Origin of the sequence: Shewanella alkalitolerans (assembly GCF_019457575.1) — a bacterium.
Lineage (GTDB): Bacteria > Pseudomonadota > Gammaproteobacteria > Enterobacterales > Shewanellaceae > Shewanella > Shewanella loihica.
Genome location: NZ_CP080422.1, coordinates 2878549 through 2905361, shown reverse-complemented (window position 1 = coordinate 2905361; position 26813 = coordinate 2878549). Strand labels below are relative to the sequence as shown.

At 49.2% G+C, this 26813-nt stretch carries 21 protein-coding genes; 16 read left to right on the top strand and 5 right to left on the bottom strand.

From position 1 onward, the window contains the following. From K0J45_RS12780 to dinG, 4 genes are read right to left on the bottom strand one after another with little or no spacing between them, the layout of a single operon-like run. Complete coding sequence (locus K0J45_RS12780) at positions 1-690, bottom strand: DUF2057 domain-containing protein (RefSeq protein ID WP_220042839.1); 690 nt, start codon at positions 688-690, stop codon at positions 1-3. Positions 691-699: 9 nt separating this feature from the next. Continuing rightward, positions 700-1362, bottom strand: coding sequence for a primosomal replication protein (locus K0J45_RS12775; protein ID WP_220042838.1), 663 nt, complete (start codon positions 1360-1362; stop codon positions 700-702). Then, positions 1359-2132 carry a sulfite exporter TauE/SafE family protein gene (locus K0J45_RS12770; protein WP_220042837.1) on the bottom strand — a complete coding sequence of 258 codons (774 nt, stop codon included), beginning with the start codon at positions 2130-2132 and terminating at the stop codon, positions 1359-1361. Before K0J45_RS12770 ends, K0J45_RS12775 begins: the two co-directional genes overlap by 4 nt. A gap of 38 nt (positions 2133-2170) precedes the next feature. Continuing rightward, a complete protein-coding gene (dinG, locus tag K0J45_RS12765) occupies positions 2171-4243 on the bottom strand; it encodes an ATP-dependent DNA helicase DinG (RefSeq protein ID WP_220042836.1) in 2073 nt (690 codons plus the stop codon). A 138-nt stretch (positions 4244-4381) separates the two neighbouring features. Between dinG and K0J45_RS12760 the strand changes: the two genes are divergently transcribed. The 10 genes from K0J45_RS12760 (at position 4382) to K0J45_RS12715 (ending at position 20619) form a co-directional block, all read left to right on the top strand. Continuing rightward, the gene (locus tag K0J45_RS12760) at positions 4382-6793 is read left to right on the top strand and encodes a DNA polymerase II (protein ID WP_258406682.1); all 2412 of its coding nucleotides are present in this window, start codon (positions 4382-4384) and stop codon (positions 6791-6793) included. A 233-nt stretch (positions 6794-7026) separates the two neighbouring features. Then, positions 7027-8238: a porin gene (locus K0J45_RS12755; protein WP_011866278.1), complete on the top strand. Its 1212-nt coding sequence runs from the start codon at positions 7027-7029 to the stop codon at positions 8236-8238. A 783-nt stretch (positions 8239-9021) separates the two neighbouring features. Next, a complete protein-coding gene (locus K0J45_RS12750; protein WP_220042835.1) occupies positions 9022-11661 on the top strand; it encodes a TonB-dependent receptor in 2640 nt (879 codons plus the stop codon). Between the two features lie 494 nt (positions 11662-12155). After that, complete coding sequence (locus tag K0J45_RS12745; RefSeq protein WP_220042834.1) at positions 12156-14894, top strand: TonB-dependent receptor; 2739 nt, start codon at positions 12156-12158, stop codon at positions 14892-14894. A 773-nt stretch (positions 14895-15667) separates the two neighbouring features. Continuing rightward, positions 15668-16450, top strand: a complete 783-nt coding sequence (locus K0J45_RS12740; protein WP_011866275.1) for a DUF3450 domain-containing protein — start codon at positions 15668-15670, stop codon at positions 16448-16450. Next, positions 16450-17805: a MotA/TolQ/ExbB proton channel family protein gene (locus tag K0J45_RS12735; RefSeq protein WP_011866274.1), complete on the top strand. Its 1356-nt coding sequence runs from the start codon at positions 16450-16452 to the stop codon at positions 17803-17805. Before K0J45_RS12740 ends, K0J45_RS12735 begins: the two co-directional genes overlap by 1 nt. Beyond that, complete coding sequence (locus tag K0J45_RS12730; RefSeq protein WP_011866273.1) at positions 17805-18332, top strand: MotA/TolQ/ExbB proton channel family protein; 528 nt, start codon at positions 17805-17807, stop codon at positions 18330-18332. Before K0J45_RS12735 ends, K0J45_RS12730 begins: the two co-directional genes overlap by 1 nt. 13 nt (positions 18333-18345) lie before the next feature. Beyond that, complete coding sequence (locus K0J45_RS12725; RefSeq protein WP_011866272.1) at positions 18346-18750, top strand: ExbD/TolR family protein; 405 nt, start codon at positions 18346-18348, stop codon at positions 18748-18750. A gap of 1 nt (position 18751) precedes the next feature. After that, entirely contained in the window at positions 18752-19369 is a 618-nt protein-coding gene (locus tag K0J45_RS12720; protein WP_220042833.1) for an energy transducer TonB, read from the top strand. Positions 19370-19371: 2 nt separating this feature from the next. Next, positions 19372-20619, top strand: coding sequence for a tetratricopeptide repeat protein (locus tag K0J45_RS12715; protein WP_220042832.1), 1248 nt, complete (start codon positions 19372-19374; stop codon positions 20617-20619). Between the two features lie 59 nt (positions 20620-20678). Here K0J45_RS12715 and K0J45_RS12710 read toward each other — a convergent pair whose 3' ends face one another. Beyond that, complete coding sequence (locus K0J45_RS12710) at positions 20679-21188, bottom strand: GGDEF domain-containing protein (protein WP_011866269.1); 510 nt, start codon at positions 21186-21188, stop codon at positions 20679-20681. Between the two features lie 79 nt (positions 21189-21267). On the opposite strand from K0J45_RS12710, the gene K0J45_RS12705 reads away from it, so the two are divergent. The 6 genes from K0J45_RS12705 (at position 21268) to K0J45_RS12680 (ending at position 26811) form a co-directional block, all read left to right on the top strand. Next, a complete protein-coding gene (locus K0J45_RS12705; protein ID WP_220042831.1) occupies positions 21268-23109 on the top strand; it encodes a DUF885 domain-containing protein in 1842 nt (613 codons plus the stop codon). A 92-nt stretch (positions 23110-23201) separates the two neighbouring features. Next, on the top strand, positions 23202-23480 hold the full coding sequence (locus K0J45_RS12700; RefSeq protein ID WP_011866267.1) for a peptidylprolyl isomerase: 279 nt from the start codon (positions 23202-23204) through the stop codon (positions 23478-23480). Positions 23481-23487: 7 nt separating this feature from the next. Beyond that, positions 23488-24033 (top strand): GNAT family N-acetyltransferase, encoded by a 546-nt coding sequence (locus K0J45_RS12695; RefSeq protein WP_220045299.1) that lies wholly within the window; start codon positions 23488-23490, stop codon positions 24031-24033. Positions 24034-24081: 48 nt separating this feature from the next. Further along, positions 24082-24312, top strand: coding sequence for an RNA-binding S4 domain-containing protein (locus tag K0J45_RS12690; protein WP_011866265.1), 231 nt, complete (start codon positions 24082-24084; stop codon positions 24310-24312). A 32-nt stretch (positions 24313-24344) separates the two neighbouring features. After that, positions 24345-24731, top strand: coding sequence for a ribonuclease E inhibitor RraB (locus K0J45_RS12685; RefSeq protein ID WP_011866264.1), 387 nt, complete (start codon positions 24345-24347; stop codon positions 24729-24731). A gap of 109 nt (positions 24732-24840) precedes the next feature. Beyond that, complete coding sequence (locus K0J45_RS12680; RefSeq protein ID WP_220042830.1) at positions 24841-26811, top strand: NERD domain-containing protein kinase family protein; 1971 nt, start codon at positions 24841-24843, stop codon at positions 26809-26811. Positions 26812-26813 lie beyond the last annotated feature (2 nt).

Genomic DNA, 26813 nt, shown 5'->3' with positions numbered 1-26813 from the left:
TTACAGCTGTTTGATAGCCCAGCTCATAAACTCTTTACGTGTCTTGTCGTCGGCATGTAGCCACCAGTATTGCAACATCTGCTGAGCATGATCGGCATCGCTTGCACTTGGATTGGCCGGTAGCGTAGCGGGTAGGGTAACGGCTTCGACAGTGCCAGCTGGTTGCACTGGTGCAGCAGCATGGGCGGCGACGGCTGTACCTGTCGCGGCTGCGGCTGCGGTTTCGATATCCTGACCCGAGTTGCCGTTAAACAGCTTGCTGACGAAGCTGTCTTCAGTGAGCTCGGTGTGAGTCACCTTGTAGTTGACCGCACCGCCATCGACACGGCTGATCACTACCGCTGGTGATTTGGCGAATGACTTGGGCTTCTTGATGATCTCGCCTTCGGCCGGCTGCAGGCGGTAATCATAGTCGCCGTCAACCGCCAGGGTCACGATGAAGGGAGATGATTTTACAAAGCTTTCGCTGTCGCTAAAGTCGTCTTGCACCATGTCATGGTAACGGATAGCGATTTTGTGCGTGCCTTGGCTTAGCTCAAGATCAGATTTGTGATTAAACAGGCTGCCTTCTACCTTCTTGCCGTCTAGGGCAAGGTATTCGAATGCCATGGGGATGGAGAGGTTGGCAGCCATTGCCGATGAGGCACCAAGCAGAGCGATTAAAGCGGTGATTGGCTTGATTGATTTCATTGTTGCTCCTTAACGATTCTGATGCTTGTATGGGCGTTCGAACGCCTGAATACGATCTTCTATATAGCTGATAGCTTGTCGGCACTTGCCCAAGCGGCGATGGATCAAAAGTATTTCATTTTGCAGTGCAATTTTGTCAGCACTATGACAGTTTTCAAGCTTAGATTGCAAATGCGCAATTTTTTGTTCAAAGGTGTGAACCCAGTTCATATGTTTGTTCAATTCTTCATAGAGCTGGTGGCTGTTATTCATCACGCCGGCCGCGATCCAACTAAATCCGCTCTGAGCATGGCTCTTCTGTCGCCGCTTGCGCGCATAAGCGATGCGAGACGCCTTCTGCTGCTCGGCCGACTTTACCCCAAGCGCCGTGGTATTCAATGCGCGCCTCAGGGCGGTAAACCTGTCCTGAATACCTTCGCAGGCCAGCGCGATGGTCGTCGCCGAAATATTGCCTTGGAGCAGCTTCTCCAGCTGAGCAATCTTCTTACTGAGCTGATCTATGCAGGGGCCAAGCTGAGCACCTGCCTGATTAAACAGATTGTCGTTAAATCGCTCTGTATCTTGCAGCAGCTTACGCTCGCCCTTAGGCAATTGGCTGTCGTGTTGCAGCACCTCTTGCTCTAACTGTTTCAGTTGGACTCGCAGGCGGTGGATAAGTTCATTTGTCTTCATGCCCAGGCTCCCCAGGCCAGATTAATGGCGATGAGTATCACTATGCTAATAAACAGGGGGCGAATAAAAGGCACGCCAAATTTGATGGCGGTGCGGGCGCCGATGAATGAGCCAAGCATCATCCACAGCCCCATCGACAGTCCGACCATGAGGTTTACCTGGCCTAATGCCAGAAACACACTCAGTGAGGTGAGGTTGCTGATCAGCGTCATGGCTCTGGCAAGGCCACAGCTATTGAGTACAGGCAGCTTATATTGAGACACGCTGCTGATGGTCCAGAAGGCACCGGTCGCTGGGCCGGCAAATCCGTCGTAGAAGCCAAGCGGTAACCCTTGGCGCCACTGCTTAAATTTAGAGGGCGGCTTTACCGGCGGCTCATAGGTGGGGCAGCCCATGGCATTGGGTTTTAGTAGCGTATAAAGTGCCACGGCGATGATAAACAGCGGTAGCCACTTCTCGAGCCATTGATTGTCGATGAGGTAGACCACAAAGGTGCCTATGACAGCGCCGATAAAGGTGGCAATGGAGGCGTGATACCAAAATCTGGGGGTGAAAAACTGCTTGCGATAGTAGGTGAAGGCCGCCATGGAGGAGCCGAAGCTGGCCGCCAACTTGTTAGTGCCCAGTGCCGTATGGGGTGGAATGCCTATGGTGAGCAGGGCCGGGATCGACAGCAGGCCACCGCCACCGGCGACGGCATCGATAAAACCTGCGATAAAGCCGGTCGCAGCCAGAATCGCCCAGCTACCTGGGTCGAGTAATAGATCCAATGGTTATCCTATTCGGTTGCTTTCTATTAGATTGCTTTCTATTCAATGACTTGACGAAAGGGAGGCAGGGCATCCAGTAGGGATTTGCCGTAGCGTTTGGTCACTAAACGGCGATCCAATATGGTGATTCTGCCATAATCCTCTTCTTTACGCAGTAATCTACCACAACTTTGGATCAGTTTACGCGAAGCATCTGGGATCGTCAGCTGTAAGAAGGGATTTCCTCCCTTTGCCTTAATGTATTCCGCGTGTGCCTGTTCCACCGGTGAGGTGGGCACGGCAAAGGGCAGTTTTGTGATGATCAGGTTCGTCAGATAGTCGCCGGGAAGGTCGAGACCCTCAGAAAAACTGCCGGTACCGAAGATGATGCTGACTTCGCCGTTATCGCAGCGCTGCTTATGATCTTGCAGCAGCTGCTGACGGGAGGCTTCCCCTTGGATAAGCAGCGGCGACTTAATCTTGCTTCTGACCAGATCGGCCACCTTCTCCATCTGCCAGTAGGAGGCAAACAGCACTAGGGTTGCCATCTCACCATCGATTAGCGTGAGGATCTGTTCCGCCAGCTCGTCGGTATAGCGATCGTCCGTGGGTTCGGTGCGCATCTTGGGCAGATACAGGGTGGCGTTCTGCTGGAAATCAAACGGACTGTCCATGGCCAGATAGCGACTGCCATCGTTGATGGAGAGTCCTACCTGATGGGTAAAGTGGTTGAAGTTATTCAGTGCCCTCAGTGTCGCGCTACAGAGCACCACGCCGGCGGCCTTCTCCCACAGCAGGGTTTCGAGCATATATCCCACCTCGATCGGCGAGACGTTAAACAGATAGTCGCTCTGTTTGCCCACCAGATGCTCGACCCAGCGGGCCATGGGCGCGCCTTTGGCGCTGTCTTCCTTGGCCATCATCTTCCACAGCTTCTGCAGATTCTCCAGGCGCTGTAACATGAAGCCCGTTTCACTCAGTAGCTGCTCAGATTGATGCTTAGGTAGCTCGCCATCCTTAATCGCCTCGTTGAGCAGCACCAGCATCTTGTTGAATTGCTTGAGCGCGCTGCTCGATGCCGTGGCCAGGTTTTCCGCCAGCATGGTCAAGGCCGCCGGCAGCTTGCCGTGTTCGAAGCGGATGCGCCGCTCCGGGTTATCAAATTTGGCCGCCTGGCCGTCGCAATATTGGGCGACGCTGGTGAGTAGGCTGGTGAGATCGTTGATGTGATCTAGCATGGCCTGGGCTGGGGCTATGATGTTGTTGCTCTTGAGCTGGTTCTGCAGCTTGGCGCTGGTCTTACCGACCTTTTCAAGCCAGTCGATGGCGCCCCTGAGGGTTGCCTGGGCGCTGGAGAAGTCTCTGGCCACTATCGGCAGGTGATGGGCCTCGTCAATCACATAATAGAGCTCTTCCGGATCTGGCAGAATCACCCCGCCGCCCAGTTCGAGATCGGCAAACAGCAGGCTATGGTTGGCAATTAGCACATCCCAGGTGTCCACGTCTTCACGGGCCTTATGAAAGGGGCAGTGTCTGTGGCTGGCGAGCTGTCTGTGGCAGCTGTGTTTATCGCAGGCGATCTGCTGCCACAGGTGATCGGGCAGCTGCTGAGACAGTGTGTCTCGCTCGCCGTTCCAGCGTCCTTCGTGAAAGTCTTTCAGCAGGCCTTGTAAGAGCTCGACCTGGCTATGATCAGGTTTTGTCTGCCACATGGCCATCTGAGTGCCGTCATCGCCGCCGATCAGCATCTCAAGCTTAGAGAGACAGACATAGCGCTGACGCCCCTTTACCAGGCCGAAGGTGAAATTAAGCCCTGATTGCTTGGAGAAGAAGGGAAGGTCCTTGTTGAGCAGCTGCTCCTGCAGGGCTACCGTGGCGGTGGCGATACAGACCTTCTTCTTGCTCGCCAACGCCAGTGGAATCGAACCTAAGATATAAGCCAGCGACTTACCTATGCCTGTGCCCGCCTCGACCACTATGATGCGTCTATGCTTGTCATATTCACCGGCGAGTGTCTTGGAGATCTCGGCGACGATATAATTTTGTTCCCGACGCGATCTAAAGTTAGGCAGGGCGGCGGCAATCTCTTTGTAAATCGTTCGGATCTGGGTTTTAACGTCGGCAGATAACATGAAGGCTTAGTGCTGGCAAATAATGCTGTACATAATAACAGTGATTACATAGCCTAAGAAGAGTAGAAGTAAGGAATTCACGACTTATTTGTTGTCGTGTCACCTAATGTGTTGAAATTAATTGGATAATAGCCAGGCTTGCATGATTTAAACACCCCGCTGGTGAGCGTAAAAGGGCGGATCTTAACCCGTCACCACCAAGGCAGCGAATTACACTATTACCTTAGTACGGCCGAAGGGCCAGCTCGGGTCATAGTGCCCAATGGCGAGCGCATCTGTTTTTGTCGCACTCAGGATGAATTGAACCTGCTCGGCGGCAACCATGAGAGTGGGGTACGCAGCGAAGCGCTTAACCTGACCACCTTCGACGATGAGCCGGTCAGCGCCCTCTATTTCGCTAATAATCAAAGTTTTCGTCATCTAAGCCGTATCGCCACCGATAAGGGGATCTCTCTTTACGAGTCTGAGCTGAGGGCCGAGCAGCGTTATCTTATCGAGCGTTACATCGCCTTAGACGTGGAGTTTATCGGCCGCTGGCAAAGCCAGGCACAAGACACGCCCACGCTCATCGCCGAGCGGGCAAGACGCTGTGAGCTCGATGTTAATCGAGAAGTTAAGCTGGCTGTGGTCTCGCTGGATTTCGAATGCGCCATGGATGGTGAGCTTTTTAGCGTCGGGCTGTACGGCCAATCGGCCAGCGGCGAGCCCTATCAGCAGGTGATCATGGTGGGGGAGGCGTGTGAGTCGCCGCCTGAGTATCTAGAGCTTGTGCCCAATGAGGCTGCGCTGATTAAGGCGCTGCTCGCCTGGTTTAAGCTGCATGATCCCGACATCATTATAGGTTGGGCGGTAGTGACCTTCGACCTGGCGCTCCTGTATCGCAGGGCCAAGGCGCTCAATATTCCGCTGACGCTTGGCAGGCTAGGCACTCAGCTTTCTTGGCGGGTCGATAACAAATATCGACCGGAGACCTTAATCTTGCCTGGCCGTGTGGTGCTCGATGGCATCGACTGGCTCAAGGCGGCCTTCTATCAGTTTGACAGTTTTAGTCTGGAATCTGTCGCCAGAGAGTTACTCGGTGAGGGGAAGGCGATTCATAACGTCAGTCACCGCGCCGAGGAGATAGCGACCCTGTTTCGTGAGGACAAGGCGGCGCTGGCCCACTACAATATTACCGATTGCCGCCTGGTGTGGGAGATCTTTGCCAAAACCGATCTGCTGGCCTTTGTGATGGAGCGCTCGCGTCTAACCGGCTTAGAGCTTGGCCGGGTCGGCGCCTCAGTGGCGGCGTTTAATAATCTTTATCTGCCCCATCTGCACCGCGCCGGCTATGTCGCCCCCAGCGTGCCGGTCAGCGATGGCATAGAGAGCCCAGGCGGCTATGTGATGGACTCTAAACCCGGGCTCTATCAACATATATTGGTGCTCGATTTTAAGAGCCTATACCCCTCGATCATCAGGACGTTTCTAATTGACCCCAAGGGGCTGGTGGAAGGATTAAAAGAAGGGGCTAACGCTGGGGTAAGGGGAGCAAGTGAAGGCAATGATACTGTGCCAGGCTTTTTGGGCGCCCAGTTTAGCCGCAATTCTCCTATTCTGCCCGAGCTTATCGCCAGCCTGTCGGCTAAGCGAGAAGAAGCCAAGCGCGAAGCCAACGCCCCCCTGTCGCAGGCGATAAAGATCATCATGAACTCCCTGTACGGCGTGCTGGGGTCTCGCGGCTGTGTGTTTCACGATGCGCGCCTGGCAAGCTCAATTACCCTTAGGGGTCATGAGATCATGAAGCAGACCAAGCAATGGATTGAGGCGCTGGGCTTGACCGTTATCTATGGCGATACCGACTCTACCTTCGTGCATATCTCCTCGCCCGAGTGCGTCGGTGATATCGATGCCTTTGCCAGGGAGCTGGTCGCATCGATCAACGAGAAATGGCGACTCAAGCTCAAGCAGGAGTTTCAGTTAGATTGTTACCTCGAGCTTGAATATGAGCGACATTTCGAGCAGTTCTTCATGCCGACACTGCGTGGCTCTACCGAAGGCTCCAAGAAGCGTTATGTGGGCGCCTATCGTCAGGAAGACCAAAGCCTCAAGCTGGTGTTCAAGGGGATGGAGCAGGTGAGGAGTGACTGGAGCCCCTTGGCGAGGGAGGTGCAGGCAGAACTCTATTATCGACTGTTTGCCAAGCAGGATGTGCTCGGCTATTTAAAACAAATTGTGGATGCGCTGCAGCAGGGAGAGCTGGACGACAAGCTGATCTTCTCTAAACGCCTTAGGCGCAACATCGAAGACTATACCGCCAAATCATCACCCCATGTGAAGGCGGCGACCCTCTGGTGCCAGCGAAGTGGCGATGACAGTCATGGTAAGCGTGGCGAAAAGATAAGCTACCTGATGACGCAAAATGGCGCCGAACCTGTGCAGCATCTACTCGGAAAGATCGATTATCAGTACTATCTGGATAAACAGATCGCACCCATTTCTGATCCCATACTTTCAATTTTAAACACTAGTTTCAATAATCTTGTGGCCAAGCAAATGTCGTTAATTTAGTTGTTTTCTGGTTGTTGAGATAGTGATGAGTTGTTAACGTTTGGTGTAAAGTCTGAGTTTTCTGGAATTCTTTAGTTAACTTGGTGAAAAATAGCGCCGTTATTGTGATATTCGTCTTTGAGGGAATGCTAATCTTTTGCTAGTCTTTAGCTGAAATTGGAACGAAATAAAACAACGGAATGTCGCACAATAAGATAAAGCAAACTGAACATAACAAAAGGTTAGACTAACAGATGAAGAAGAGTGTAATAGCAACAGCGTTAGCGGCTGTCATTTTTGTCCCCGCTGCATCCGCTATCGAAATCTATAAAGACGATAAAAATGCGGTAGAAATTGGTGGTTTTATTGATGCCCGTGTTATTAACACTCAAGGTTCAACTGAAGTGGTTAACGGTGCGTCACGGATCAATTTTGGTTTCACCCGCGAGATGAGCGACGGCTGGAAGGCGTTCACTAAGCTGGAGTGGGGTGTTAACCCATTCGGTAACAGCGAAATCGTTTACAGCAGTGAGAGTAACTTCGAATCTAAGAGCGGTGACTTTCTTAACAATCGTCTCGGTTATGTCGGTATCGCCCATGATCTCTATGGTAGTTTGACCATAGGTAAGCAGTGGGGTGCTTGGTATGATGTGGTTTACAACACTAACTACGGTTTCGTATGGGACGGTAACGCTGCCGGTGTTTACACCTATAACAAGGCAGATGGTGCGGTAAACGGTGTGGGTCGTGGTGACAAGATCGTTCAGTACCGTAACAGCGTAGGCGATCTGAGCTTTGCGGTTCAGGCGCAGCTAAAGAACGATAAGTTCTATACCTGTGAATATGATCCTAACCTGTCTACCGACTGTAAAGAGCGTTGGGACAGCCAAGATCCTGTCTTAGATTCAGAAGAAGTTAAGTACAACTACACCTATGGCGCGTCTGCGACCTATCAGGTTAACGACAAGCTTTCTGTCTCTGCCGGTATCAACCGTGGTGAGTTTGATGTCACCTTCAGAAAGACCTCAGAGCAGATCACCGCAATCGACGTGATCTACGGTATGGGTGTGACATGGGGTAACTGGGATGCCGATGGTTTCTACGGCGCGGCTAACTTCAACAAGAACGAGAACCATGATACAGATAACCTGGGTCGTCTGATCAAGGATTCATACGGTGTCGAAACACTGTTCTCTTACAAGTTTGATAACGGTTTCCGTCCCTTTGTTTCTTACAACATCTTAGACGCGGGTAAGGACTATGTGATCCAGCCTAACAACGTTGACCCTAACTCATCGTTCAAGCGTCAGTTCGTGGTTGTTGGTCTGCACTATGTGTGGGATGCCAACACAGTGCTTTATGTTGAAGGCCGTAAAGACTTCAGTAAGTTTGAAGGTGCCGATGCTGAAGCCCAAGCTAAATTTGAAGAAGACGGTATAGCCATAGGTATTCGTTACACTCTGTAATACGCCTTGTCATTACGAGTGAAAGTCTAAACAATTCAATGAAAAGCGCCTAATAGGCGCTTTTTTATTGTCTGTTAAAAATAGCTTACCTAAATTACTAATCGTGTAGAAAAGCGTGAGCTCAGCTATTTTGCCCACCGAGTAGTGTTATTTGTGGGCTTCGCTCTCAAGATAAAATATGTACCTATATGCTCCCTATCCGGGTTCTTATCTCGTTTTGTGGGTTACTGGGTGTCTATTTATTAGCCATATCGACTGTGCGTTGGTCTTAATGCGCGATTGAGATTTAATTTCTAATGTCTGGTGAATTTGTAATCAATTCTTTACGTGCTATTGCAACTTTTGCCCATATCTGAGTTTTTCTTTATATTCCTGCATCACAAGGTTAATGACATATTATTAACATTCTTGTGTTCTTCTATTTGATTAATGCCTAATTAATCCTGTGGCTAATTTAGCCTTATGCGATCATGCGTATTGCTTCATATGGTATTGTTTTTAAAGTAAATAAAACTTTTCCTTCTTCTCTTTTCGCCATGCGTAAAGCAACGTCTATTCAGAAATTTCAACCCTGTTGGAGCTAGCAGAAATCAGCGGTAATGTGACGGGTGTCTACAAATTGAGCGATCACTAGTCGTTTCTGTGAAAATAGCGGAGTAGTTGTTGATTAAATGTTTCTCATGTGGTTCTATTTGTTGGCGAATGTGCGCAAATGTAACTATTGATGTTTATTTGTGTTTACTTTCACAAAAAAATAAAAAATAAAGTCCAGGGAGATACAACATGTATAAGAACAGCTTATTAGCTAATTCAGTGCGTTTGGCACTGGTTGGCGGCGTTGTTGCACTAACTGCGCCAGTAGCTTTTGCTGCGGATGAAGCGCCAGAGAAAGTTGAGCGTATTGAAGTTACCGGTTCACGTATTAAGCAAGTTGATATGGAAACTGCTTCTCCAGTAACAGTACTTACTGCGGAAGATATTAAATTAACTGGTGAAGCGACTGTTGCAGACGTATTGAATAACTCTTCTGTAAACAGCTTCGGTTCATGGCGCGGTATGTCTGGTTATGGTTCAGGCGGTGCTGCGACAAGTAACGTACAAATGCGTGGTCTAGACGCTAAGTACACTCTAGTGCTGCTTGATGGCCGTCGTATGCCGGGTACTAGTTCAAGTTCAGGTGCTTCTGCCGATACTTCTCGTATCCCTATGGCAATCGTTGAACGCATCGAGATCCTTCGTGAAGGTGCTTCAGCGGTATATGGTTCTGATGCGGTTGCCGGTGTAATCAACATCATCACTAAGAAAGACTTTGAAGGTCTGAACTTTACCTATGATTCTGAACTACCTAGCGTTGAAGGTGGTGACGTAAACCGCTTCACTGTAACAAGCGGTTACACCAGCGATAAAGGTAACATTACCCTGACTTATGAGTACTACAACTCTCAGAAAGTTATGGATAAAGATATCTGGAAGTTTGATGATCCAACTTATTTCGATTATTCAAGCTACAGCAGCGTACCAAATGGTAAAGGTGCGAGCGGTTGGGTGACTAACAGCGCCATGTGTGCAGAAGCGCCAAATACCTATGACCTGTCTGACGGTGCAAACGGTGGACGTTGTCTATACAGCTATGGTGAAGTGACTAAGCTGTTTGGTGATGTTGTTCAGAACTCTGTTCTGTCTAACTTCAACTATGAGCTGTCTGAAAACCTGAGATTCCGTGGCCGCGCAAGTGCTTCTCTATCTGAGACAGATAGCCGTTATGCTGGTACGCCAGTATCAACTAACAAGCCTTCAATGTCTGCGTCAAATGCGTACAACCCAGTAGGTGAAGATTTAGACCTTTCTATGCGTTCTGCTGCCATCGGTGAGCGTGATACTCGCACTGAAATCAACTCAATCGATTTCTTCGGTGGTCTGGTTGGTTACATTGAAGCTGGTAACGGCATCGATTGGGAAATTAACGGTCAACATAGCCGTTCAACCACCAATGCCTTCAACCAGAATCTGATCAATGACGATATCATTCAAACGCTAATTGATAGCGAGCAATATGACATCTTTAACACAACTGGCATGAGCTATGCGGATTGGGATGCCATGATGGTAGATTTCTACGGTCAAGCGGCTCACACAGGTATTTATCAGGCTCAGTTTATCAGCTCGCAAATCGATGGTCTGATTTCTACTACCTTCATCGACGATGGTGAGTTCTCACTGTCTGGTGTGTTTGGTGCCGAATTTGAAACTGTAGAGTTTACTCAGAAGAGTGACCCACAATCAGCTTCAGGTCGTGTATCAGGTGGTTCAGGTGGTGACGATGTAAACGCAACTCGTGATCGTACTTCTGCCTATGTAGAAATTCAGGCGACACTGCCTTTCAATGTTGATGTTAAGGCTGCGGCTCGTTACGACAACTACGACCAAGAAGGTGATGTTGGTGCCAACGTAGTAAGCGGTTCATTCGACAACGTATCACCTCAATTGGGTGTAACTTGGCGTCCAGTTGATTCATTACTGCTACGTGCTAGCTGGGGTGAATCTTTCCGTGCTCCAAACATGGGTGAAATGTTCTCTAGCCAGGCGCTAAGCTTCGAGACTGCAGATGATAACCTGTGGTGTGACCAAGGTAACAATGCGGCTTCTGACCCAGTTTACTGTGCTACTGGCGGTTCACAGCACAAGACTTGGTTCGGTGGTAACCCAGACCTTAAGCCTGAAGAAGGTGAGTCATTCACAACAGGTGTTGTTTGGAATGCTACTGACAGCCTAGCATTCGAACTGTCTTATTATGATCTGACTCTGGATAACCAGATCGCTTCAACAAGCTTAACTCGTTTGCTGAAAGATGAGATCGATAATGGCGGTTCAGACGCTATCGTTCGTGATGCAAACGGTAAGATTGACGTGGCGTACAGCTTCGACCGTAACATGGCTAGCCTAGAAACTTCTGGTTTCGACTTCAAAGCTTCATACATTCTTGAAACTGAAGTGGGTGATTTCTCGGTTAAAGGTGAGATGGGTTATGTTAAAGACTTCTCTCAAACTTCAGCCAAGGGCGAAGAGCCATTCCAATATGCAGGTCTTCAGGACTATCCTGAATACCGTGGTAACGTGAACCTGTCATGGACCAATGGTGACATGACTGCAGCGTGGACCACTTACTATATTGGTGCACAAGACTCAGGTAACGAAGAGTACGGTACTGACTATCTGGCCGATATCCCTTCTTACTTCAAGCATAACGTGCAGTTCTCTTATAACCACGCTTGGAACGGTAAACTTACACTCGGTGTAAACAACCTGTTCGACGAAGAAGCACCATCTTGGTACGAAGGTACAGTGGGCTGGCGTGATGTGAATACTGGACTATACGACGTACTAGGTCGTACAGTATTCTTCAAGATTGAACAGTCATTCTAATGATGTTTGAATAGCCACAAGCTTAGGCTGATGGCAAATATAAAAGCGGCCCTTCGGGGCCGTTTTTTGTTAGATGATTAGTTTGGAAAGGAGGGATATTAATTTTTTAAAGCCGAAATCTGCACAAATTGTATCTAGTCATCCAGACTCGTGCGAGTGACTAAAATTTATGCTTTATGAGCGGGAGAGTCAAAGTTGTCATTTTGGAAGGCTCGAATGGATTTCGGTAACAAACCGTTACAGCATAAAAATTGACGAAGAGTCACAGAGCGAAGTGGTTAAATATTGAGTAGGGATAAGTAGTTACTTCCACCGTCTTGTGCTGTAAATCTGAGCACTTAAGTTTGAAGATTACAACAAATAAGCTTATTTGTTGATTAAATGTTTCTCTTGTGGTTCTATTTGTGGTGCCGTGTGTTGCGTTAATTAACTTTGTTAACCGTTAGTGCACATTTATATAATAAATAAAGAAGTACGATCCAGGGAGAAACAACATGTATAAGAATAGCTTATTGGCTAATTCGGTACGTTTTGCGCTTGTCAGTGGCGCAGCAATGGCAGCCTTTACCGCGCCGTTAGCATCAGCTGCCGATGAGGGTGCTGATAAAGTTGAACGTATCGAGGTTACGGGTTCACGTATTAAGCGTACCGATATGGAAACTGCTAGCCCAGTTACCGTAATCGACGCATCTTCAATTCTGTCTTCAGGTGCAACCTCTATCGATGACGTTCTACGTAACATGACGTCTGCCGGTGGTGCCATGACCAACGCCGCAATCAACAACGGTTCTGGCGGTAACGCGCGTATTAACCTTCGTGGTCTGGGCTCTAACCGTACTCTGGTACTGGTTAACGGTCGTCGTATGATCGCTTCAGGTACTGGTGCTGCGTCAACTGTTGACTTGAACACCATTCCAGTATCAATGATTCAGCGTGTTGAAGTACTTAAAGATGGCGCGTCAGCCATTTATGGTACCGATGCTATTGCTGGCGTAGTTAACATTATTCTTAAGCGCGATTTCGATGGCTTCGAAGTAAATGCTCAGACCGGTATTTCTGGTCAGGGTGACGCAGATGAGACCAGCGTAGACTTTACCTTAGGTAACACCTTCGACAAAGGTAACATCGTTATCAACGCTCAGTACACCAAGCGTGGCGAAGCTAGTCAGGCTGACCGTGACTTCTCTAAGTGTCCTATTGCCGAAACATCTGATGGTAGCGAGCTTTACTGTGCCGGTAGTAGCTATTCTGAAGGCGGCCACATCTGGGGTGATAGAAACCATGGTATCGTAGGTACTGGCCCTGATGGTGCTTATGCAGTAGGTGACTCAGGTTACTATGGTCACTACGTTGCCGATCCTGATACAGGTAAGCCTGTATGGGAAGGTTTCGCCGATAAGAGCGTGCCTGATTTGAGTGGTCTGGGTGGTCAATACCATGATTTCACCAATGCTGACCGTTACAACTACGCGAAGACAAGTTATCTGTCTACTCCAATGGAGCGTTTGAACCTTTCATTGGCTGGTACATATGAGTTAACTGACTCTATGACCTTCTTCTCTGAAGCTATGTACTCTAAGCGTTGGTCTAACCAACAGATGGCACCACAGCCAATCTGGAATAGCTCTTCTTGGGTATATGACTCTTCATGGATGACTAAAGATCTGGTTGGTCTTGTTCAGGAAGGCGAGGCGTTAGACTACGGACGTCGTGTGGTTGAATCTGGTAACCGTTACTTCTCTCAGGTTGTAGATACGATTCGTATCGTTGTCGGCCTTGAAGGTGAGTTTGACAATGGTTGGGCATGGGATGCTTCTTACAACAAAGGTAAGAACGACTCTGTTGATACTCTGGCAAACCTACATAACCTAGGTTCAATCGATGAAGCAGTAAGAAACAAAGAGTTCGATCCATTCTCTCAATCTTCTTGGGTTGGTGACAGCATCGCTCCTTACATCTACACCGAGCTGAACAGCGGTGGTAGTGAGCTAGACATCTTCGCCGCTTCGCTTTCTGGTGAGCTATTCGAAATGCCTGCTGGCTACATGGGCTTCGCTGCTGGTTACGAGTATCGTAAAGAAGCTGCACACTACACGCCTGATTCTCTGACTTCACAAGGTCTGGCAAACGATCCTCGTGTAGAAGCTACTGCGGGTGATTTCGATGTTAACGAAATTTATGCAGAATTGGCTATCCCGCTACTAAGTGGTCTACCACTTGCTGAGCAAGTCGACTTAAGTGCCGCTATGCGTTACTTCGATTACAGCACTTTCGGTGATGACACAACTTGGAAGCTAGGTCTGACCTGGCGCATGACTGATGACTTCATGTTCCGTGGTGGTATGTCTACTGCGTTCCGTGCTCCTACAGTTAGCGAGCTTTACGGTGGTAAGTCACCTTCATTCGACCAGATCAAGCACCCTGCAACACCTCAGACACAGGCTGAAGTAACAGTTGGTGGTAACCCTCTGCTGACACCGGAAGAGGCCGATATCACGACTTTGGGTATCGTGTACTCACCAAACTTTATCGAAGGTCTGTCATTTACTGTTGACTACTACGATATCGAGATCAGCAACACTATCACCTCTGTTGACTCTAACTACATTGCTAACCAGTGTTTGGATGCAAGTGGTGCGAAGATCAACACTGGTACTGCATTGTGTCAGTCTTCTAACATCGAGATTGATGGTACCGGTCGTATTTCGTTTGATAACGGACTACAAAACATCGGTCAAACCAATACTGCAGGTTACGACATCAACGTGCTGTACACCTTCGAAGGCTTGGGTCTAGATTGGAGAGCGAGCCTGGATACTTCTATCCTGGATAAGTTCGAAGAATTTGACCAAGACGGTAATGCTGTTGATTACCGCGGCCTGATCACTGGTGGTACCGGTGCTTATGCTAAGCTGAAGTCTAACCTAGAGTTGACTGCGACAGGTGATAGCTGGAGTGCAACATACAAGGCACGCTACATCGATGGTATGGACTCATTTGCTTGTCAAGATGACCCATCATCATGCTACGCGCCAAGCGTTGACAGTGTTGTTTACCATGACATCTCTGCCACTTACGATGTGACTAACACTATCCGTCTGTCTGGCGGTGTGAACAACGTGTTTGACAAAGAGCCACCTTACTACTCAGGTAACAATGACTCTAACACCGACCCTTACACCTATGACGTACTTGGTCGTTACTTCTTCGTAAGAGCGAGCATGAAGTTCTAATCAGCGATCGGTATAGGTATTATCCTTGCTAAGATGATTGATTAAAAAGTAAGACAAATGCCAAATCGGGCCTCATGAAAATGGGCCCGATTTTTTTATGCACAAAATTTGATGATAATGCCAATAGCGAACTTGGCTAAATGTACTGGCACTATTGGCTAGCTTAGCTAATCTAATTGAACTGGGTGCGAACTTAAGCAGCATTAATCAGATTGAAGATAATGACGGTCAGGTTTTGGGTTGGAAGATTGTCATAAATAAAACTATCTAGTATCTGCAGGCTCCAATTTGCGATATGTATAAAAGATGTTTCAGATAGACCACGTGGTAATACCAGCACAACATAATTTGATGCAAACGTTTGCGATAAAGTTATTTGGTTAATGACATGTTAACAGTGTATTTGGTTTTTGTTATGCAATTTATTCAATTAAAATCATGTGGTTAGCTGCGTATTGTTGTTTAAGTCGGCTTGTGTGAATTAGATTTGTAAATATTGACTTGTTTGAAAAAACACCTCTTGTGTTATTTTCAGCCCCTAAGAGCTTTTTCTGCTAGTTTTAGCCGTTTCCAAATGTTGACACAGGTCAACATTTTGTGAAATGATGCCTGCGGGTCTACACCTTGATTGGTGTAGAAAAGGGAAGATAATAACTAACAATCACAAGAGAAATGCACACTTATGGTGGCGGAATTCATGCAAATATAAGCAGAAAACCCGTGTTACCAATAAGTTAAACCTTTTATTTTTCACTTCAAATTGGTTGGGAACTATGTCCAAGGTAAGCAATAGAACTAAAATCGCTACGGCGCTCATTGGCGCGCTGGCCTTAGCAGGCAGTAACTTAGTGGTTGCCGATCCACTTTCTGATGTTCAGAAAGCGGATGCGAAAATTCATGCAGATGCGGCCGCATCTCAAAAGAAAGTTGATAAGTATTACGATCAAGCGCAAGACATGGCGTTTGAATATGGCCAAGTTGCAGACACTCGTGAGTCAACTAAGTCATACAACGATTATGTAGCTGGCCTGGTAGCAGACCAAGAAGCCACTATGAAGCTTATCCAAGAAGACATCAACGGTGTTGATAAGCTACGTCAAGGCGTTGTACCGCTAATGTTCAAGATGGTTGATGCACTAGAGCAGTTTGTTGCTCTGGATCTGCCATTCAACAAAGAAACTCGTGAAGCCCGTATCAAGCGTCTTCGTGAAACCCTAGATACCGCTAACGTAACACTGGCTGAAAAATACCGTCTGATCCTTGATGCTTATAACATCGAGCGTGAATATGGTTCTAAGTTGAATGTTGAAACCGGTAAGCTGCAACTTGACGGTAAAGAGATCCTGGTTGATTTCATCAACTTCGGTCGCGTTGCCTACTACGCACAAAGCCTAGATCAAAAGTCTGCATGGATGTTCAATCCTGAGACAAAAGCATGGGATAAGCTAGAAGATAGCTATCTACGTAACATTACTAAAGCAATTCGCCAGGCTCGTGGCCAGGGTGCTCCAGATATGTTCGCGTTACCAATCCCAGCTGCGGAGGCTGCACAATAATGAAAAAGTTAATCTCTACAGCAATCGTTGCTGCAAGTCTGTCTTTAACTGCTGGCATGGTGAGCGCTGCTGATGCGCCTAAGAACATCGACCAGCTACTTAAGCAAGTTCAAACCGATCGTGCTAATGCTGCTAAAGTAAACAAGAAGCGTGAAGCCGAGTTCCAAGCCGAGCGTGGCGATAAAGCTGCACTGCTAAAGCGTGAAAAAGCGGCGCTAGCGGCTGAAGAACAACGCGGTAAAGATCTTTCTCAAGCATTTGCCGATAACGAGCGTAAAATTGCTCAGTTAGAAGAAGACCGTAAGATTGCTCAAGGTGACTTGGGTGAGATGTTCGGTGTTGTTAAAGGTGAAGCCGGTGATTTCGCTGGTAAGCTTGTTTCATCAAACGTAAGCGCTCAGTTCCCTGGTCGTGATGCTTTCATCGCCGAGCTAGGTGCACGTAAAGAACTGCCAAAAATCGAAGAGCTAGAAAAGTTCTGGGAAGAGCAGCTATTCGAAATGGCTGAGTCTGGTAAAGTGGTTACTTTTGAAGGTGCCGTAACTGGTATCGACGGTAACGTTCACAACACCAAGATCACTCGTGTTGGTGCTTACAACCTGCTAGCCGATGGTCAGTATGTTGTTTATAACGCCGATCTAGGTCTGGTTCAGCAGCTTTCACAACAGCCAGGTAGCGAGCAAGTTGCCAGCGTTAAAGACTTTGAAGGTCAAACTTCAGGCGTTCACAAGCTGTTTGTTGACCCTGCACGTGGTGTACTGCTAAACGTGTTCACTCAGAAGGCAACTATCGAAGAGCGTATCGAAGCCGGTGGTACTATCGGTTACATCATCATCGGTCTGCTTGTTCTTGGTGCCCTGATCTCTATCGAGCGTCTGGTGACTCTGTATGTTGTTGGCGCGAAAGTTAACGCTCAACGTAAGAACATCGACAACCCAGGTAATAACCCACTGGGTCGCGTACTTAAGGCATATCACGACAACAAAGATGTTGACGTTGAAACCCTAGAGCTGAAACTTGACGAAGCGATTCTGAAAGAAACTCCAGCACTTGAGACTCGTATCTCTATCATCAAGGTTTTAGCGGCTATCGCACCTATGATGGGTCTACTGGGTACAGTAACAGGTATGATTGCAACCTTCCAAAGCATCCAGCTATTCGGTACTGGTGATCCTAAGCTAATGGCTGGTGGTATCTCTATGGCACTGATGACAACCGTACAAGGTCTGGTTGCTGCACTGCCACTGATGCTAATGCACGCTATCGTGATTGCACGTAGCAAGTCAGTTGTTCAAGTACTTGAAGAGCAAAGTGCAGGTATCGTTGCCGAGCACGCTGAGAAGAGGAACGCCTAATGATGCTATACCTGATGGACATCTGGGATTCCGTCAGGGGCTTCATGGCCTCCGGAGGCGACGTCCTCTGGTTGGTTGCGGCAGTGCTATTCCTCATGTGGGTGTTAATGCTTGAGCGCTATTGGTATCTCAATCTGATTGCGCCAAAAGAGCACAAAAACATTATCACCGCATGGGACAAGCGAGAGGATTCAACCTCTTGGCATGCACACCGTATCCGTGAAGCTTGGGTATCCCAAGCGAAACAAGATATGAATGCTCGTATGCTGATTATCAAAACCTTAGTAGCCATCTGTCCAATGATCGGTCTACTAGGTACCGTAACCGGTATGATACAGGTATTCGATGTGATGGCAGTTCATGGGACGAGTAATGCTCGTATGATGGCAGCTGGTATTTCAATGGCAACCATGCCGACAATGGCGGGAATGGTCGCAGCGTTATCGGGAGTATTCTTTAGTACTCGCCTAGACGCCAAGATGAAAATCAGTATGGAAAAGCTAAAAGATAGCCTGCCACACCACTAGAGAGAGATTGAACATGGCACGTAAAAAGCATTCAAGTATAGAAGAAGAAGCGCAAATTGATATGACACCGATGCTCGACATCGTGTTTATCATGTTGATCTTCTTTATCGTAACAACGTCGTTCATTAAGCCATCTGGTCTTGACTACAACAAGCCAGAGGCTTCTCAAGCGACAACTCAGAAGTCGGCAAACATCTTTATCGGTGTGAGCAAGACAGGCGTGATCAAGATGGAAAACCGTCAGGTTGACATCGAGCGTGTAACAGCAAACGTTGAGCGTATGCTGGCTGAATCACCAGAAGCGGCTGTATTGATCGAAGCAGATAAAGAAGCTGAACACGGCATTGTTGTTAAGGTTATGGACAATGTGAAGAAAGCTGGGATCAACAAGATTTCGGTATCAGCGGGGAAAGACTAATATGTTGAGAGGAATAGTATCATTATTAGTTGGTGGTGCTGTTACTTTCGCCCTGTTTGTTTTCATGGCCTTCTTGGTCGGTGGCGGCGCGAAACGCGCCGACACTGCCACTGATTCTCCGGTTATTGAGATCAGTATGGATAAACAGGATACGAAAGTGCAGGACAAGCCTAGGGTTAAACCTAAGCCACCTACACCGCCTGAGCAGCCACCTTTACCAGATACGCCACCGCCTGATAGCTCATCAGACATCGACACTAACATGTCTTTCAACATGACTGGTGTAGTAGCAGGTGCAGCATCTACCGGCTTTAAGCTGGGTAACATGATGACTCGTGACGGTGATGCAACACCTATCGTTCGTATCGAGCCACAGTACCCGATTGCTGCAGCACGTGACGGTAAGGAAGGTTGGGTTCAACTTAGCTTTACCATCAACGAACTTGGTGGTGTAGAAGATGTGCAAGTGATCGATGCCGATCCTAAGCGTATCTTCGACAAAGAAGCTAAGCGTGCACTGAAGAAGTGGAAGTACAAGCCAAAGATTGTTGACGGTAAAGCCCTCAAGCAACCTGGTATGACTGTACAACTAGACTTTAAACTTGATGGAGGCAAATAGAGATGCAAAAGGTTAATACACTTGCAGCCGCACTATTGCTTGCCATTGGTGGAAGCCTGGTCGTTGCGCCAGCTGCAAACGCTGCCGAAAAATGCCCCATTGAGAAGCGCCAGTCTAAGGCCGTAGGCCAAAGCTCGGCAAAGAAAGTACAAAAGTCTTTCGAAGCTTATCAAGAAGGCAATATCGACGAAGCGATTGCCGTATTGCTTGAAGCCAGCCCACGCGATGCTTTTGATAAGGCCTATATTGCCCGTATGTTGGGTAACTTTTACGCCGAAAAGAATCAAATGGGTACGGCGATCAAGTACCTGAAGCAAGCCGTTGACGCTGATGTTCTTGGTGGCACAGACCATGGTGCAACCCTGCGTCTATATGCCGACCTGTTGATTCAGGAAAAGAAGTTTAAAGAGTCTATCCCTTACTACTACGAGTGGATGAAGTTTACCTGTAAAGAAGATCCACAAGTGTATCGTCGTATAGGTATCGCTTATTCAGAGCTCAAAGAGTGGGATAAGGTGCTCGGCGTTGTCGACAAGGGTCTAGCTATCAGTACTAAGCCAGATAAAGGCTTGTACCAGATGAAGCTGACTGCTTACTTCAACAAGAAAGATTATAAAAATGCGATTAAAGTCCTAGAGACTATGGTGCCTCTTTTCCAACAAGATGGCCGTCTATGGGTACAGTTAGCGCAGTTTTATTTGATGACTGAGAGCTATGAAAAGTCATTAGCAACCTACGACTTAGCCTATAAGAATGGATTTTTAGAGACGTCGGGTAACATCACGCGTCTGTCTCAACTGCTGGCGCAAAATGGTTCACCATACCGCGCAGCGAAAATCTATGAAAAGCATATGAAGAGTGGCCTGATTAAGGAAGATGAGAAAACCTTATCTATCCTGGGTGGCTTCTATCACAATGCTAAAGAGCTAAAGGAAGCGGGGGATTATTATGGTAAGGCTGCTGCCATCAATAACGATGGTAAACTTTACCTTAAACAAGCCCGTCTGCTGACCCTGCAAGAGAAACACAAAGAGGCGATCCCTGTGCTGAAAAAAGCACTGGCTGCCGGCGGTGTGAGTGCAGGTGAAGTCGAGTTTGAGCTAACTTTGGCTTATCTAGGTACTAAGCAGATAAAAGCGGCATACAATGCCTGCTTGAAGGCTGCTAAGGATGAGAAGACTAAGCGTTCAGCGACAAGTTATCTCGCCTATATCAAGGAAAAGGCACGTATCTATAACGTCGCACTTTAAGCCTTAAAATAAAAAGCCCCGCAAGGGGCTTTTTTTATGCCGGTAGACAAGTATATAAGTTAGTTCAGGCAATGCATCGCCGTATGGTGTTCCTTCTGCCCCTCTAAGGTGTGGGTCAATGACCGGACATCTTCAAACAGGTTTTCGATGTTGAGATCGCTCTCGGGTTGGCAGAGACAACCGGCCAGCTCATAGTCGATGCGATTGCTGTGTTTGCGTTGATAGTCTTGATTGAAGTCCATTATTTTCTGTTCTATGCGGGCGATAACGATTTCGGTTCCTTCTCTATCTATGTTAAACAGCCCCAAGGCAAAGTTATCCTGATTCAGTCTGGCGACCATATCCGTTGTCCTAAGTATCGCTTCTTGAACCTGTTTCATGAATAATTCCAGTAAATGAGGTTGCTTTACTGTTTCATGAATGTGTGGGCAAAGATACAATAAGGCCAGCGTCTGGCGTTCGCGCATGTGGCGGTGCCACTCACGGTTAAACACCTCCATAAAATAGGTTTGGTTGTAGACGCCAGTTTCGGGATCTCTGAATCCAGAATTACTAAATGAGTAAATCATTAGCTCGCTCCTCAGATACACCTAAGGTAATTATAGAAAACAACACTCACTTGCACAGAATATGAAGGATATAACTCGAATGAACAAAACGCTTCTCGCATTGACGATATCAGCTTTAGTGGCCGTGGTGGGCTGCTCAGACAAGGAAACCAGTGCAAGCCAGGCCAAGAGCAATGCGCCAGCGCCAAAACAGACTGTGGCGCCTCAGGTACAAAGCGCCGAGCAGGAATACCTTGCCTTAGTGGATCGTTATTTCAATGACATGCTCAAGCTAGAGCCAATGTACGCCACCTTTGTCGGCGTCAATGACTACAACGACCAGTTTGGCGGCGATCTGACCGAGGAGTATCTCAAGTCGCGTCACGAGCTTAACAGTCGCTACCTGAAGGCGGTAAAGGCCATAGATCGCAGCGCCTTACCCGAGCCGCTGCAGCTGAGCTACGACATGTTTACCTATGACAGAAACATGGCGCTGGTGTCCGAGACCTTCCCATCCTATTTCATGCCGATGAACCAGTTCTACAGCACAGTCATTACCATGGTGCAGCTTGGCAGCGGTGAGAGCGCTCAGCCATTTAATACGGTTAAAGACTATGAAAACTGGCTATCGCGCCTATCGGGCTTTATCAACTGGACTAAGTTGGCCCAGGCGCGCATGGACGAAGGTATCGCCAGCAAGGTTGTGTTACCAAGAGTCTTGGTCGAGCGCATCATACCGCAGCTGGAGGCCCAGTTGGTCGAGCAGCCGAGTGACAGCCTCTTCTATGCGCCTATCACTAATCTACCCGAGAGCTTTAGTGAAGAGGAGAAGCAGAAGCTTACTCAGCAATATGACACTCTGATCGGCAAAGAGCTGATCCCAGCGCTGGCGTCGCTCAAGCAATATTTCCAGGAGACCTATCTGCCCGTGGCAAGAGCCAGCGATGGATGGTGGGGACTGCCTAACGGTAAACTCTGGTATCAGCATCTAGCCAATGCCCACACCACAACCACTATGCCGGTCGATGAGATCCATCAGATTGGCCTTAATGAGGTGGCGCGTATTCTCAGTGAGATGGATAAGGTGAGAGAGCAGGTGGGCTTCAAGGGCGAGCTCAAGGCCTTCTTTGCCTCGCTATCCTCTGAGCCACAATACTTCTTTAGCGAACGTCAGGGGCTGATCGACGGCTACATGGTACTGAAGGACAAGATCAACGCCGTATTGCCTAACTACTTCAATGTCATGCCTAAGGCCGACTATGTGGTCAAGCCGGTTGAGAGCTTCCGCGAGCAGTCTGCGGCCGGTGCATCTTACGAGGCGCCTGCGGTCGATGGTTCGCGTCCAGGTGTGTTTTATATCAACACTTACAATCTGAAGGCGCAGCCTAAGTGGGGCATGACGACACTGTCACTGCACGAGGCCGCACCTGGGCATCACTTCCAGATCGCCATCAAGCAGGAGCTGACCGGTGTGCCTGAGTTCCAACGCTTTAGCGGTTATACCGCCTTCGAAGAGGGCTGGGCCCTGTACGCCGAGTATCTCGGCATCGAGATGGGCCTGTTTGAAGATCCTTACCAGTATTTTGGTAAGCTATCCGATGAGATGCTGCGCGCCATGCGTCTGGTGGTCGACACAGGGCTACATGCCAAGGGCTGGAGCCGCGAGCAGGCGATCCAGTATATGAAGGACAACTCGCCGATGGCCGAGACCGACATCATCGCCGAGGTTGAGCGCTACATGGCTATCCCAGGTCAAGCCCTCTCATACAAGGTGGGACAGCTGAAGATCTTGGCCCTGCGCGCCGAGGCGGAAAAGGCTTTGGGTGACAAGTTCGATCTCAAAGGGTTCCACGATCAGATCTTAACCTCGGGCTCGCTGCCGATGGCGGTTATGGAGCAAAAAATCCACCGCTGGATAAAAGCTCAGGGCGCTAAGGCATAATCTGAGCGTTATACCTTTTTAAACCCAGCAAATGTTTTATACTTGCTGGGTTTTTAATTTATTCATTTTTAGGGAAATCAAAGGAGTGCCACATGGTACAAGCAACAGCACGTCATCTATTGGTTAGCAGCGAAGAAGAATGCGCACAGATCAAGCAACAGATCCTGGATGGCGCAGATTTCGGCGAGATGGCCAAGGCGCATTCATCTTGTCCATCAGGGGCGCAGGGCGGTGACCTGGGGTCATTCGGTCCAGGCATGATGGTACGTGAGTTCGACGAGGTGGTGTTCAGTGCGCCGTTAAATGAGGTGCAAGGCCCGGTTAAGACCCAGTTCGGCTACCACCTGCTCGAAGTGACCAGCCGCGGTTAATCTCTTGATCGTCGAGTTATATACAGACAACTTAAAGATCCGCTCGCTCATGCCTGAGGACTGGCCGCATTTCCTGTCGGTCCATCAGGATGAGCGGCAAAACCGCTATGTCAGGGCGCCCCAAACTGAAGGCGTGATCCGGGAGAAGTTCGAGCAGCGTCTCGCGCCCTGGGATTACGAGTCTGGCGCCTGGCTGACCCTGGTGATTGAAACCATAGAGGATGGTGAGTTTATCGGTTTCACCGGCTTCTACGGCGTCGATACCAGCCTGGGTCAGGTCGAGGTGGGCTATATGCTTAGCAATAGTGGCCAGGGGCGCGGTTATGCTACCGAGAGCCTCAGGGCGGTGATCGATTGGGCCTGTCTGCAGTTTAATGCCCATAAATTTATTGCGCTCTGTACCGACCAGAATCTGGCCTCGGCCCGGGTGCTTGAGAAGTGCGGCTTTATCCTTGAGGGCACCTTAAGGCATAACTTCAGGCTAAATGATGCCTGGGTGGACGATCGCTATTATGGATTGCTCGCCTCGGAGCGCAGTGATAGCCCGCAATAGGCCAGAGTGATATACTCCCGTCGACTCAGTTAAATAAAGGTAGTTAGTGTGACCACAGAATCTCAAACCTTGACCCTGTTACCGGGTGAAGAGTTTATTGAACTCTATAAAGTATTGAAGGTGCAATCCATGACCTCAGGTGGCGGCGAAGCCAAGATGGTGATCAGCGAAGGCCTGGTGACCGTCGATGGTGAAGTCGAGACCCGTAAACGTAAGAAGGTGATTGCCGGACAGGTGGTCAGCTACAACGGCGAAAGCGTGACAATTGTCGCTGAGTGATTCGTCGCGACAGATCCAGAAGGAGTCAAACTATGCAGTTCCCAGATGATGATAATGGCAAGATGTTAGCCGCCATGGCCGAGGCCGGTATCGATTTAACCAAGGCCTTGGATGTGGATTTTTTCCTGATCTTCGACGATCAGCGCGACGCCGAGTCTGCGGTGGAAGAGCTTTCCCAGTCAGAGCTAGAAGGTGAGTTGGAGCTACACCTCAACGATGAGCTAGGTAAGTGGGAATTGATCGTCTGCATCAACATGGTGCCGGAATATCAGGCCATCGTCGATCAGGAGGTTGAGCTCAACGAGTTTGCCGCCGAGTTCGGTGGAGCGACCGATGGCTGGGGCGTGATGCAGCATCAGGAAGGTGACGATGAGTTTGCCGACCATGACCATGAATGCGATGACGACTGCCATCATTAATCGCGGCTAATTTAAAATGCCACTAATTTAATAAGCCACTATTTATAGTGGCTTTTTTTTGCGGTAACGTTAGCAATAAGATAAGCAAGCCAAGGATTAGGGAGAGCAGATGGCGAAGCAGATCAGTTTTGGTACCCCGGTCAACGACGCCGAGCGCTGGGCATTTGCTATGCTGGCCGATGAGTTGCCCGACAACTATATCTTGCTGACCAATGTGGAGATCCCCACCAAGTCGGGACAGGCGATGGAGGTCGATGCGCTGGTGATCGGCGAATGGGGCGTCTATGTGGTCGACGTGAAGGGCTATATCGGTCGCCTGGACGCCGGTCTGCATGCCTGGTCGCTCGATGGCCGTCAGGTGGATAACAGCCTGGCTAAGGCCAACTATGTGGCCCGTGTATTGGCCGGTAATGTCAAACACAAGATCCCCGTGGGGGTCTATGCGCCCTGGTGTCAGGGGATGGTGTTTGTCACCGGCCGCAAAGGCGAAGAGATTGAGCTTGAAAAACAGCAGGGCTCTTTGAGTATCTATACCCCGAGTCAGATCGTTGCCGCGCTCACCAAGGAGTGGGGTCTGACGGCGCCGTGTAAGCATCAGGTGACCGACAAGCAGAAACAGATGGTGCTGGAGACCATAGGCCAGGTGGCCTTGGTGGAGCAGCGCAACAATAAGATCCAGGATTTCGTTAAGCTCAAGTGTCTCTTCATCCAGAGCGGCCTCGAGGTGTGGCAGGCGGAGTACAGCCCCGGCGGTTGGACGGCGCCCTGGCTGCTCAAGGTATTAGTGCCGACTCAGTTTGAGAACAGCGATGAGTCGCTGCAATATGAGCTGCGTCTGCGCGATGAGTTTAAGCGGCTGCAGACCCTGGCGGGCTGTAGCGGCGTGCCGCAATGCGCGCCGCTTATTCAAGATGGCGAGCAGTTGGTGTTGCCGATCAGGATGCCACGGGGCGTACCGCTGGATGTGCTCGAACACGAGCAGTTAACCACCTATCAGCTACTGGAGATCCTGCGCCGCGCCGTCTCCGGCTTGCAGCAGATCCATCGTCGTGGTGTCACGGTTGGCGGCTGGCAGAGCAACTGTCTGTTCGTCTCAGATCTCGGTGATGTCGAGTTTATCGATATCAAGGACAACCTCAATGCCAGCCAAGATATCGCCGCCTTCGCCGCCAGTTTTCTTTTCCTGGCGGAGCAGACACGTCAGCCGAGGATCTATCAATGGTTTCGCCAGGCCGCCAGTGGCAGTAACACAGATCTGGACATGATCCGCTGTGATATCGCGGCATTGATTGACAACGGCGTCTGCGACACCCTGCCTGAGCGTATCGAAATTGCCAGCGGCGCCATTATCGATCATCACTATCAGCTGGAGCAGTTCATTGCCGCCACCGAGCATAGCCAGTTCTGGCGCGCGCGCCATCTTCAGGGCAACTATCCCTGTGGCGTCTCCATCTATGCCAAGGTGGAGACCGACTGGCTGATGCTCAGCAGCCTCTATCGCAGCCTGTCGAAACTCTATCACCCCCATGTGGAGCAGGTGCTTAACTTTGGCCAACTGCCCCAGAGCGATGAGCTGTTTATCAGCCGCGCCTGGGAGCGCGGCGTGTCGCTGGATGAGCTAAGCGACATTCAACTTGGGCAACCGGCGACCTGGTTTACTCAGTTATTGTCGGCGCTGCAGTATCTGCATCAGATGGATATCTATCACGGCGCCATTTGCCCGAAAAACATCATCTGTAGCGACGATAAGGCCGTACTGGTGAACTTCGGCATAGGGCTGGACATCGCCACCAGTCATTATGCTCGCCGTTACGCCGACCCTCAGCTATGGGCCGCCGAAGGGGAGGCTGAGAAGGACCTCTACGGGCTGGTGGCAAGCTTTATCGCCACCCTGACGCCAGTCAAGCTCCAGGGGGATGGCGGGCAGGCCGGGATCATCAAGGCGCTGCATGCCTTCGACCGGGAGTGGTTTGGCGAGAAGACCTTCGATACCTGCCTCAAGGTGCTCAACTTCGAGTTCGATGTGGACCAGGGGGTTAACTATCTGGAGGCCTTCGACGCGAGCAATCTGCTCGAGTAAGT

Bases quoted from the DNA above. Each gene is read 5' to 3' on its own strand.
- K0J45_RS12725 (WP_011866272.1), top strand. From the start codon at position 18,346: ATGGCACGTAAAAAGCATTCAAGTATAGAAGAAGAAGCGCAAATTGAT.
- K0J45_RS12740 (WP_011866275.1), top strand. From the start codon at position 15,668: ATGTCCAAGGTAAGCAATAGAACTAAAATCGCTACGGCGCTCATTGGC.
- K0J45_RS12705 (WP_220042831.1), top strand. From the start codon at position 21,268: ATGAACAAAACGCTTCTCGCATTGACGATATCAGCTTTAGTGGCCGTG.
- K0J45_RS12750 (WP_220042835.1), top strand. From the start codon at position 9,022: ATGTATAAGAACAGCTTATTAGCTAATTCAGTGCGTTTGGCACTGGTT.
- K0J45_RS12745 (WP_220042834.1), top strand. From the start codon at position 12,156: ATGTATAAGAATAGCTTATTGGCTAATTCGGTACGTTTTGCGCTTGTC.
- K0J45_RS12775 (WP_220042838.1), bottom strand. From the start codon at position 1,362: ATGAAGACAAATGAACTTATCCACCGCCTGCGAGTCCAACTGAAACAG.
- K0J45_RS12780 (WP_220042839.1), bottom strand. From the start codon at position 690: ATGAAATCAATCAAGCCAATCACCGCTTTAATCGCTCTGCTTGGTGCC.
- K0J45_RS12755 (WP_011866278.1), top strand. From the start codon at position 7,027: ATGAAGAAGAGTGTAATAGCAACAGCGTTAGCGGCTGTCATTTTTGTC.
- K0J45_RS12680 (WP_220042830.1), top strand. From the start codon at position 24,841: ATGGCGAAGCAGATCAGTTTTGGTACCCCGGTCAACGACGCCGAGCGC.
- dinG (WP_220042836.1), bottom strand. From the start codon at position 4,243: ATGTTATCTGCCGACGTTAAAACCCAGATCCGAACGATTTACAAAGAG.
- K0J45_RS12735 (WP_011866274.1), top strand. From the start codon at position 16,450: ATGAAAAAGTTAATCTCTACAGCAATCGTTGCTGCAAGTCTGTCTTTA.
- K0J45_RS12685 (WP_011866264.1), top strand. From the start codon at position 24,345: ATGCAGTTCCCAGATGATGATAATGGCAAGATGTTAGCCGCCATGGCC.
- K0J45_RS12720 (WP_220042833.1), top strand. From the start codon at position 18,752: ATGTTGAGAGGAATAGTATCATTATTAGTTGGTGGTGCTGTTACTTTC.
- K0J45_RS12730 (WP_011866273.1), top strand. From the start codon at position 17,805: ATGATGCTATACCTGATGGACATCTGGGATTCCGTCAGGGGCTTCATG.
- K0J45_RS12700 (WP_011866267.1), top strand. From the start codon at position 23,202: ATGGTACAAGCAACAGCACGTCATCTATTGGTTAGCAGCGAAGAAGAA.
- K0J45_RS12715 (WP_220042832.1), top strand. From the start codon at position 19,372: ATGCAAAAGGTTAATACACTTGCAGCCGCACTATTGCTTGCCATTGGT.
- K0J45_RS12710 (WP_011866269.1), bottom strand. From the start codon at position 21,188: ATGATTTACTCATTTAGTAATTCTGGATTCAGAGATCCCGAAACTGGC.